Below are 10562 nucleotides of genomic sequence, written 5' to 3'. Positions count from 1 at the left end.
GGGCGGATGGTGCGGTCGGGGTCGGGTTCCAGGTGGCGTTCGATCTGGGCGGAGGTCAGGCCGAGGCCGCCCAGGCGCAGGTCGTCCCAGCCCTGGAGGCGGTGGGTGGCGCGGCTGAAGTAGAGGACGGAGAGTTCGATCGGGGTCGGTTGTTCGTGTTCGAGGCCGCGGAGGCCGGCGCCGCCGGTGGAGCCCTGGACGAAGAGGCGGGTGCCGGTGGGGAGGAGTTTGGTGGAGCGGGTGTGGGTGTGGCCGGCGAGGATCAGGGGGGTGACGCCGGAGAACGCCTCGCCTTCGGTGGGGTCGTGGGTGACGACGATGTCGGGGGTCGTGCCGGAGGCGCGGAGTTTGGCGGCGTAGCGCTGGCCTTCGGCGCGGAGCTGGTCGGCGCCGACGAAGTCGTCACGGGTGCTCTTGTCGGGGGTGAAGCGGGGGTCGCCGACGCCGTAGATGCGCAGGCCCTCGACCTCGCGGGTCTCGTCGTCCAGGACGATGGCGTTCTTCTGCCGGTCGACGGCCTTCTGGGTCTCCATGGAGTCGTGGTTGCCGCGGACGTAGACGTAGGGGACCTTCAGGTCGGAGATGGAGTCGGCGAACTTGTCCTCGGCCTTGCTGCCGTGGTCCATGAGGTCGCCGCTGTCGATGATCAGGTCGGCCTTGAACTGGGTGGAGACGGACTTGATGACGTTCCAGGCGGCGGGGTTGAGGTGGATGTCGGAGACGTCCAGGACGCGGATGGTGGACGGGTCCGGCTCGTAGGTCGGGAGTGTCGAGGTGGTGGTGTAGAGCTCGGAGACGTTGCCGACGAGGCGGGCGAGCTGGGCGCGGTAGGCGGAGAAGCGTTCGACGATGCTCTGGGCGTTGCCGACGATCTGCGGGGCGTTGGCGAGGAGGCCGGTGTAGCGGGGTTCGGCGATGGACTGCGGGTTGAACGTCGTCCAGGAGAGGAGGGAGATGGCGACGAGGCCGACGGCGGCGGAGGTCATGCCGAGGAGGGCGCGGCGCCAGGAGCGGAAGAGGATGAGGGACGCGACGAAGCTCGCGGCGAGGGCGATCAGGGCGGCGCGGACGAACAGCTCGACGAGGCCGTGCCGGATCTGGCCGGCGATCCGGTCGGTGAGGCGGTCGATCTCGGTGTCGTCCTCGATCAGCTTCTTGGCCTGGTCGGGGCGCAGGTCGGTGAGGCGGGCCTCCAGGGAGACGGGGCCCTCGTGGGTGTCGAGGCGGAGGCTACCGAGGGGCGGCAGCTTGAGGGTCGTCCCGCCGTGCAGGGACGGGTGGAGGGTGAGCTGGACGTCGGTGGGGCCGACGGGGGTGACGTAGCGTCCGCCGCCGAGGAGGCCGAGGTAGCCGCCGGCGAGGCCGATGACGATGACGAGGCCGAGGCGCGTCCACCGGCTGGTGAGGAACGGGGAGACGCGGCGGGTCACCGGGCGGGCGCGGCCGGCGATGAGGGCGGCGTAGGCGCGGAGCGTCGCCGGGGCGGCGCGGAGTGTCGCGAGCGCCTTGGCCAGCGCGGCGCGGACCTTGGGCACGTGTTCTCCTTCTATCGAGCAGAATCGGTGGTGTGATGGAGTTGTCGCGCGATGAGTTCGAGGACCTCGTGGCCGAGGCCCTCGACACCATCCCACCCGAGCTGACCGCCCACATGCGCAACGTCGTGATCGTCGTGGAGGACGACGCGCCCGAGCGGGGGCTGCTCGGCCTGTACCAAGGGGTACCCCTGACCGAGCGGGGCGACTGGTACGGAGCCGTCCTGCCCGATCACATTTCGATCTACCGCAACGAGATCCTCCGGATTTGTGACACACGTGAGGACGTAGTGGAAGAAGTCCGGATCACGGTGGTGCACGAGATCGCGCACCACTTCGGGATCGATGACGGGAAGTTGCACGAACTCGGATACTGACGCAAAGAATTGCGCACTGTAGGTCACGCGACTGCCACGCAGCGTGAGTTAATGGGGAGGAGCGCCCGTACCGGGCGGGCTGAACTGGAGCGTGCGTGGCGGGAAGGCAGACCGGCCGGCATCGCCGTCCGCCGGAGGAGCAGGCGACCTACCGCGAGGTGTTCGCGGTCGGGGAGTTCCGTTCCCTCTGGCTGGCGCAGGTGCTGTCGTACATCGGGGACCAGCTGGCGCAGGTCGCGCTGGCCGTGCTCGTGTACGACCACACGCGGTCGACGCTGCTCACGGCGCTGGTCTACGCGCTGACCTACCTGCCGCCGATCGTGGGCGGGCCGGTGCTGTCCGGGCTGGCCGACCTGTTCCCGCGCCGCACGGTGATGATCGTCTGCGACGTGCTGCGGGCGGCCCTGGTGGCGGTCATGGCGCTGGTGGCGATGCCGGTCGGGGTGCTGTCGGCGCTGGTGTTCTGCGTCGTCCTGCTGGGCACGCCGTTCTCCGCCGCGCGCGCCGCCGTCATGCCGGACGTCCTGGAGGGCGACAGGTATGTGGCGGGTTCGGCGATCGCCAACATCACCCACCAGGTCACGCAGGTGCTCGGCTTCCTGGCGGGCGGCGCGATCGTCGCGGCCGTCGGGACGTACGAGGCCCTCGCCCTGGACGCGCTGACGTTCGGCGCGTCCGCGGTCATCCTGATCGGCGGGCTGCGGCGGCGGGCGGCGCCGCGGCGCCGGGAGCGCGAGTCGCTGGGCCTGCTGCGCGGGACGCGGGACGGCGCGCGGCTCGTGTTCGGCGATCCGGTGCTGCGGTCGCTGGTGCTGTTCGCGTGGCTGTGCGCGTTCTACGTGATCCCCGAGGGCCTGGCCGTCCCGTACGCGGCGACGTTCGGCGGCGGCGCGGTGACGGCCGGGATCCTGCTGGCGGCGATGCCCACCGGGATGGCGGTCGGTTCGGTGCTGTTCAGCCGGTTCGTCCGTCCCGCGAACCGGCTGCACGCGATGGGGTGGATGTCGATGCTCGCCTGCCTGCCGCTGGTCGGCGCGGGCGTCCACCCGCCGCTGTGGTGGGTGGTCGGGCTGTGGGCGCTGTCGGGCGTCGGCAGCGCCTATCAGCTGGTGGCGAACACCGCGTTCGTGGCGTCGGTGCCGGCGGCCGGGCGCGGGCAGGCGTTCGGGCTCGCCCAGTCCGGCATCCTCGCCGGGCAGGGCATCGGCATCCTGGTCGGCGGGGCCGCCGCGCAGGTGCTCGGGCCGGAGACGGTGGTGGCGCTCGCCGGCGTCCTCGGCCTGTCGTGCGCGGCGATGCTGACGCTCGGCTGGAACCAGGTCCGCGGCGGCGTCATCGCCGGGACGCGCCCCGGCCCCGTCGCCGTGACCCGGCCGTCCGGCACGGGCGGCGACGAGCTGTCCGGCGTCGGGCGGTCCGCGTCCTAGGCGCTGGTGCGGTTCTTGTTGACCGTGTCCTTCGTCTTCTGGACGGCGTCCTGGACGGTCGGGGAGTCGCTCGCCTTCTTGAACAGGTCCTCGGCGACCGACGTCGCCGCGCCCTCCTCGGGGATGAGCAGCCAGGCGAGGATGTAGATCGGGATCCCGGGGCCGAAGACCGCGAGGACGGCGAAGCCGAGCCGCACGAGGTTGACGTCGATGTCGAGGTAGCGCGCGGCGCCCGCGCTCACGCCGGAGATCATCCGGTTGTCGCGGGTGCGGCGGAGCTGCTTGGTCGTGTTCTTCTCCATGTCCATGCCTCGATCATGCCCAGTCGGGCGGAGTTCGGACATCGGGATTCGCCCTGATTCGCCCCTGAGCGCACCCCTGGCCGTCCCCGACGTACCCTCGTCTGCGGACGGCCCCGAGGAAGGAGACCCCGCATGGACGTGCTGCGCGTGGACGACCGGCTCACGGACGAGGAGCGGATGGTCCGCGACACCGTGCGCGCGTTCGTGGCGGAGAAGGTCGCGCCGCACCTGGCCGGCTGGTTCGAGGACGGGACGTTCCCCGCCCGCGAGCTGGCCCCCGAGCTGGGCAAACTCGGCCTTCTCGGCATGCATCTCCAGGGCTACGGCTGCGCCGGGACGAGCGCCGTCGCGTACGGGGTGGCGTGCCGGGAGCTGGAGGCGGCCGATTCGGGGCTGCGGAGCTTCGTCTCCGTCCAGGGTTCGCTGGCCATGGCGGCGATCTACAAGTACGGGTCGGAGGAGCAGAAGAACGAGTGGCTGCCGCGGATGGCGTCCGGGGAGGCGATCGGCTGCTTCGGCTTGACCGAACCGGACCGCGGCTCCGACCCCGGCGACATGCTGACCCGCGCCCGCCGCGACGGCACCGACTGGGTGCTGAACGGCACCAAGATGTGGATCACGAACGGGTCGATCGCCGACATCGCGGTCGTCTGGGCACAGACCGACGACGGGATTCGCGGGTTCCTCGTCCCCAAGGGCACGCCGGGGTTCACGGCGAGCGACATCCACCAGAAGCTGTCGCTGCGCGCGTCCGTCACCTCGGAGCTGGCCCTGGACGACGTGCGGCTCCCCGCCGACGCGATGCTCCCGAACGTGAAGGGCCTGAAGGGGCCGCTCGGCTGCCTGTCGGAGGCCCGCTACGGCATCCTGTGGGGCGCGATCGGCGCCGGACGCTCCTGCTACGAGGCGGCCGTCGACTACGCCAAGACCCGCGAGCAGTTCGGCAAGCCCATCGGGTCGTTCCAGCTCACGCAGGAGAAGCTCGCCTGGATGGAGGTCGCACTCGGCCAGGCCGGCCTCGTCGCCCTGCACGTCGGCCGCCTCAAGGACGAGGGCAAGGCGACGCCGCAGCAGGTGTCGTTCGGCAAGCTCGCGAACGTCCGCGCGGCGCTGGACGTCGCCCGGCAGGCCCGCACCGTCCTCGGCGCGAACGGGATCACGCTCGAATACCCGGTGATCAGGCACATGAACAACCTGGAGAGCGTCCTCACCTACGAGGGCACGCAGGAAGTGCATCTGCTCACACTCGGGAAGGCCGTCACCGGACTGGACGCGTTCCGTTAAGGAGGGCTTGAACCCTCCGCGTAGGGTTATTGACTGGACGTCCTGCAATGACCTGGGCAGACTCGCCCGGGTCAAGCGATCTACCAGAGGGAGCGGCATGAGAGTCGGCATCGTCGGGGCCACCGGACAGGTCGGGGCCAAGATGCTCGAAATCCTGGCCGAACGCGGATTCCCGGTCGACGAGCTGCGGCTGTTCGCCTCGGCGCGCTCCGCGGGGCGCAAGCTCCCGTGGGACGGCACCGAGATCACCGTCGAGGACGCGGAGACCGCCGACTACACCGGCCTCGACGTGGTGCTGTTCTCCGCGGGCAAGACCACGTCCAAGGCGCTGGCGCCGAAGGCCGCCGCCGCGGGCGCCGTCGTGATCGACAACTCCTCCGGCTGGCGGATGGACCCGGACGTCCCGCTCGTCGTCGCCGAGGTCAACCCGCGTGCCGCGCTGGACCGTCCCAAGGGCATCATCGCGAACCCGAACTGCACCACGATGGCCGCGATGCCGGTGCTGCGCCCGCTGCACGACGAGGCCGGGCTGGCCGCCCTCGTCGTCTCCACCTACCAGGCCGTGTCGGGCAGCGGCCTCGCGGGCGTCGCCGAGCTGCACGACCAGGCGACCAAGGTCGTCCAGAACGCCGACAAGCTGACGGGCTCCGGCTCCGCCGTGGACTTCCCGGAGCCGTCCGTCTACGTGCGCCCGATCGCGTTCAACGTCCTGCCGATGGCGGGCTCGATCGTGGACGACGGCCTCGCCGAGACCGACGAGGAGCAGAAGCTCCGCAACGAGAGCCGCAAGATCCTGGGGATCCCGGAGCTGAAGGTGTCGGGTACCTGCGTCCGCGTCCCGGTCTTCACCGGCCACTCGCTGCAGGTCAACGCCCGGTTCGAGCGCCCGATCAGCCCGGAGCGCGCGAGCGAGCTGCTCGCCGGCGCGCCCGGCGTCGTCCTCGCGGACGTGCCGACCCCGCTGCAGGCCGCCGGCCAGGACCCGACCTACGTGGGCCGCATCCGCCGCGACGAGACCGTGGACAACGGCCTCGCCCTCTTCTGCTCCGGCGACAACCTGCGCAAGGGCGCCGCCCTGAACACCGTCCAGATCGCCGAACTCATCGCCGCCGAGTAGCGGCTAGCGCGCTCGCCCTCCTCGGACCTCCAGGGTGTCGAGGAGGGCCGCCGTACTCTGCGCGATCTCCTCCACGGCCCGCTCGAACGCCTCCGCGTTGTGGGACGCGGGCGCGCGGAACCCGGAGATCTTCCGAACGTACTGAAGCGCCGCCGCCCGGACGTCCTCGTCGGTCACGTCCTCGGCGTACGGCGGGCGAAGTGTCTTGATGCTGCGGCACATGCTCCCAGTGTGCCTCCCGTCCCGGACACTAATGGGCCCCCGAGCGTTCCTGCCTGGGAACTCGTGGCAGGAACGCTCGGGGGTCCGGCGGGGGGCGGGGTCCCCGGTGGCGGTCGCACGGCTCGGGCCGAGATTCGCTCCGTGCGTCCGCCGGTGTTCAGCCCTGGGGGTGAGGGGCGGGCTGTTCAGCAGTGCATCGCGCGGGCCGGCCGGGTGTCAACGAATCCATCCGGCACTGGATTTTCAATCCTGTGAACGGGGTCGTGGGAAACACTGAAACCGGCCTTTGGCCTGCGGCTACTTGGTGATCTTGAGGTTGTCGAGACCCGCTTCGACCAGGCTGGCGGTGCCCGCGTCGGCGGCCTCCACCAGGACACGGACCGTCTGCCCGGCGTAGCCGGAGACGTCCGCGGTCTGCGTCTGCCACGCCCCGGAGCGGTTCGCCGCCGCGCCCGACTGGTCGAGGACGGTCGTGGACCCGTTCGGCCCCACGACCCGCACCCGGAGGTGGTCGTCGGACGAGCTGTTGTTCAGGTGGGCGAAGAACCAGGAGAACGACAGGGTCTTCGACCCGGCCGGGAGCGCGATCGCCGGCGACTGGACGCTGCTGGCGCCGCCGTCGAGGTCGTAGGATCCGGCGCCGGTTCCGGCCGCCGCGCCGGTCACCAGCGCGCCGCTGCCGCCGGCCGCGGCGAGCTGCAGGTTGGTGCCGGACCAGCTGGTCGGCTGCGGGGTGCCGCGCTCCCAGGCGCCCGCGGTGGCGGTGTCGGTGCCGTTCGGGTCCGCCGTCCAGCCGGTGCCGGACTCGAAGTCGTCGGAGTAGACGGTGTCGCCGGGCGGTTCCTGCGGCCCGCCGGAGCCGCCGAGCGTCCAGACGGCGTGCGCGATGGCGTCGGCGTTGCGGTCCAGCGCGGTGTCGTCGATGTTGGACGTGGTGTCGCAGGACGAGTGGTAGCAGCGGTCGAACGCGACGCCCGCCTGGCCGCCCCACAGCTGCGCCTGCTGGGACGTCTTGCGTCCCTCGGCGCCGGTGAACAGCCCGCCGGCGGGGATGCCGACGCGGATGAACGGGCCGTAGTCGGAGCGTCCGTCGAACGCCGTGTCCTGGACGGGCACGTTGATCGACGAGAAGTACGACCGGAGCACCCGCTCGATCTCGGCGGACCCGGCCGGGCCGCCGCTGCCGGACGAGCCGTCGCCGTCGTAGGCGAAGTAGCCCGGGTTGGGGGAGCCGACCATGTCGAAGTTCAGATAACCGGTGATCTTCGACCGTTCAGAGGACGGCAGGTTGTTGACGTAGTACGTCGACCCGACGAGGCCGAGCTCCTCGGCGCCCCACCAGGCGAACCGCAGGTGCCGGTTCGGCTGGTAGTTCTCGCGCGCGACGGCCAGCGCCGTCTCCAGGATCGCGGCGGTGCCGGAGCCGTTGTCGTTGATGCCGGGCCCGGCGGTGACGCTGTCGAGGTGCGCGCCGGTCATCAGCGTGTCGCCCGTGTCGCCGCCCGGCCAGTCGGCGATCAGGTTGTAGCCGGTCGCGCCGCTGCGCGAGAACGACTGGATGGCGGTCTGGTAGCCGGCCGCGTCCAGCTTGCCCTTCACATAGTCGAGCGAGGCGCGGAAGCCGGGACGGCCGTGGGCGCGGTTGCCGCCGTTGCCGTCGGCGATGCTCTGCAGCTGCGACAGGTGAGCCTTGACGTTGGTGAGGGAGATGTCGGGGGCGGTGGCCGCCGCGGAGGCGGGCAGGGGCAGGAGGGCGGACACGGTCAGGGCCGCCGCCCCGAGCACCGCCATGGTGCGCGATCTCATCGATCCTCCAGAGGGGGAAGGAACGGCCCGTGACGGGGGAGCGGGCCCCGTCACGGGCCGCGTGCGGGGGGCGGTCAGGACTGGGTGATCTTCACGTTGTCGAGCCCCGCCTCGACGAGGCTGGCGGAGCCCGCGTCGGCGGCCTCGACCACGATCCGGACGGACTGCCCGGCGTAGGCGGACAGGTCGTACGTCGCCGACTGCCACGTCCCGGCCTTGTTGGCCATGGCGCCGCTCTGGTTCAGCACGGTGCTCGAGCCGCTGGAGCCGACGACGCGGACGCGCAGGTAGTCCTCCGTCGAGCTGTTGTTGAGGTAGGCGAAGTACCAGTTGAAGCTCAGCGACAGGGTGCCGCCGGGCAGGCTGATCGCCGGGGACTGCACGGTGGTGGCGCCGCCGTCGAGGTCATAGCTGCCCGCGCCCGTCCCGGCGGCGGCACCGGTGACCAGGTCGGCGCTGCCGCCGGCCGCGGCCAGCTGCAGGTTGGTGCCGGACCAGCTCGTCGGCTGCGGGGTGCCGCGCTCCCAGGCGCCCGCGGTGGCGGAGTCAGAGCCGTTCGGGTCGGTCGTCCAGCCCTGGCTCGACTCGAAGTCGTCGGCGAAGACGGTCCCGCCGGGCGAGCCGTTGCCGACCGTGAGCGTGTAGGTGGCGGTGCGGTCGACGGACGCGCCGTCACCGAGGACCGTGATCCGGTACGTCCCGTCGGCGGTGCCCGCCGGGACGCGGACGGTCATCGTGGATGACTGGCCCGCGGTGACCGTGCTCGGCGAGAACGAGACGGTGGGGCCGGACGGGCTGCTCGTCCCCGACAGCGTCACCTGCTGGGCGCTGCCCCCGGTGACGGCCGTGTTCACGGTCGCGGTGGCGGTCCCGCCGGCCTGGGCGCTGCCCGAACCGGGGTTCAGCGACAGCGAGAAGTCGTTCTGCTGCGTGCCGCAGGACGCCTCACCGCTCTGGGCCGGGACGTTGATCGCGCTCCAGGCCGCCTTCACCGCGTTGCACTCGGTGGGCGAGCCGGGGAACAGCTCCAGCGCCGCGTTGACCGTCTCGACGCGGGCGCGGGCGTGGCTCCAGCTGGTGACCTTGCGGTTCAGCCCGCCCATGAAGATCTGGCCGGCCTTCTTGACGCCGATGCCGGTCACGGTCGAGCCGTCGCAGGTCGGGCTGCTCGGGTTGCCGTTGGACGGGTTCGAGCCCTCGGCCAGCAGGTAGAACCAGTGGTTCTGCGGGCCGGCCGCCGCGTGCACCTCGGTGCGCGGGATCGACGACGAGTAGCAGTTCGGGTCGCCCAGCGCCTGCGGGTTGTACATGTTGCGGATCGGGCCGGAGCCGACCAGGTCGACCTCCTCGCCGACCAGGTAGTCCGGCGGGTCGAGGTTGGCCGGCTCGTTCATGTAGTGCTCGGTCAGCGCGCCGAAGATGTCGCCGGCCGACTCGTTCATGCCGCCCTTCTCGTTGCCGTTGCCGCCGCTGTCGCCGCCCGGCGTGGTGGTGAAGATCGCGTGGCCGTTCTCGTGCCCGGCCACGTCCACCGAGGTGGCCTGCTTGGTGCCGGCCTGGTTGTGGCCGAAGTTGGTGTAGCTGCCGTTCCAGTACGCGTTGGCCTGGTTCAGGCCGACCCGGATCGGGAAGCCGCCGCCGCGGCCGTCGATGCCGCTGCGACCGAGCCAGTCGCCGAGCATGTCCCATTCCTTCTGGACGGCGTACATGGCGTCGACGCAGGCGGTCTCCAGGTCGGTGCCGCCGCCGTTGCCCCACGCGCTGTCGGAGCCGGTGTAGGTGGAGCCGCTCTGGCCGCCGCAGCGGAGGCCGGGGCGCTGCGGGTCCGTCATGGACGTCGCGGCGGTGCTGAGGTCGACGGTGCCGTGGTAGTAGCTGCGGTCGTCGGCCGCGTCCCGCACCTCGTCCCACGTCTTGACGACCTTGCCGGTCTTGGCGTCGACGAGGACGTGCAGCTTCGTCGGGGCGTTCTTCCGCGTGCCGGTGACGACCGTCTCGTAGACGAGCCGTCCCGTGCCTTCGGCCAGCACCATCAGGCGGGGCGTGGACGCGTTCTCGACCTTGGCCACCTTGGCGCGGGAGGTCTTCGCGGCCTTCGCCGCGCTGACGGTCGCCTTGGTCGACACGTCGAGTTTCTTCGTCTGGTCGACGGACGTGCTGAGGACGCCGCCGCTCGCGTTCGTGGTGACGACGAAGTCGCCGCCGAACACGGGCAGGCCGTCATAGGTGCGCTCGTACTGGACGTGCTGGAGGCCGCGCAGCCCGGAGGTGACGCCGCGCCGGACGATCCCGTCCTCGGCGGCGACCTTGAACTCGGCGGGCTTCGCCGCGACCAGGCGGTCGGCCGAGGCGGCGGCGACGGTGCGGGGGTCCGGCTTGGCCGGGGCCCGGCTCTTATACACATCTGACGCTGCCGACCAAGAGGATCGTGTAGGACTCGGTGGGCGGCGTTTCAATAACAAAAAAACACAAGAAAAATACAATACGGCTCTCAG

General features: G+C 71.2%; 8 protein-coding genes. 4 read left to right on the top strand and 4 right to left on the bottom strand.

The genetic code is table 11. From position 1 onward, the window contains the following. Positions 1-1535: metallophosphoesterase (locus HUX53_RS27310; RefSeq protein ID WP_309237465.1), on the bottom strand; the 1535-nt coding region annotated here is incomplete at its 3' end. A 32-nt stretch (positions 1536-1567) separates the two neighbouring features. Here HUX53_RS27310 and HUX53_RS27305 point away from each other — a divergent pair. Continuing rightward, entirely contained in the window at positions 1568-1909 is a 342-nt protein-coding gene (locus HUX53_RS27305) for a metallopeptidase family protein (RefSeq protein WP_176406084.1), read from the top strand. 95 nt (positions 1910-2004) lie between these two features. After that, the gene (locus HUX53_RS27300; RefSeq protein WP_176406083.1) at positions 2005-3336 is read left to right on the top strand and encodes an MFS transporter; all 1332 of its coding nucleotides are present in this window, start codon (positions 2005-2007) and stop codon (positions 3334-3336) included. Here the strand turns inward: HUX53_RS27300 and HUX53_RS27295 are convergent. Beyond that, on the bottom strand, positions 3333-3644 hold the full coding sequence (locus HUX53_RS27295; protein WP_176406082.1) for a PspC domain-containing protein: 312 nt from the start codon (positions 3642-3644) through the stop codon (positions 3333-3335). The genes HUX53_RS27300 and HUX53_RS27295 overlap by 4 nt on opposite strands. 126 nt (positions 3645-3770) lie before the next feature. Here HUX53_RS27295 and HUX53_RS27290 point away from each other — a divergent pair, with 126 nt between their 5' ends. Next, complete coding sequence (locus HUX53_RS27290) at positions 3771-4922, top strand: acyl-CoA dehydrogenase family protein (protein WP_176406081.1); 1152 nt, start codon at positions 3771-3773, stop codon at positions 4920-4922. 97 nt (positions 4923-5019) lie between these two features. Next, positions 5020-6039 (top strand): aspartate-semialdehyde dehydrogenase, encoded by a 1020-nt coding sequence (locus HUX53_RS27285; RefSeq protein WP_176406080.1) that lies wholly within the window; start codon positions 5020-5022, stop codon positions 6037-6039. A 3-nt stretch (positions 6040-6042) separates the two neighbouring features. Here the strand turns inward: HUX53_RS27285 and HUX53_RS27280 are convergent, their stop codons facing one another. Together HUX53_RS27280 and HUX53_RS27275 are read right to left on the bottom strand one after the other, a co-directional pair. Continuing rightward, positions 6043-6261 carry a DUF2277 domain-containing protein gene (locus HUX53_RS27280; protein ID WP_176406079.1) on the bottom strand — a complete coding sequence of 73 codons (219 nt, stop codon included), beginning with the start codon at positions 6259-6261 and terminating at the stop codon, positions 6043-6045. 297 nt (positions 6262-6558) lie between these two features. Beyond that, on the bottom strand, positions 6559-8067 hold the full coding sequence (locus HUX53_RS27275; RefSeq protein ID WP_176406078.1) for a M28 family peptidase: 1509 nt from the start codon (positions 8065-8067) through the stop codon (positions 6559-6561). Positions 8068-10562: the final 2495 nt, after the last annotated feature.

The organism is Actinomadura sp. BRA 177 (assembly GCF_013372625.1).
GTDB lineage: Bacteria > Actinomycetota > Actinomycetes > Streptosporangiales > Streptosporangiaceae > Spirillospora.
The sequence above is the reverse complement of the archived record's forward strand: the minus strand, read 5'-3'. Positions and strand labels throughout refer to the sequence as shown.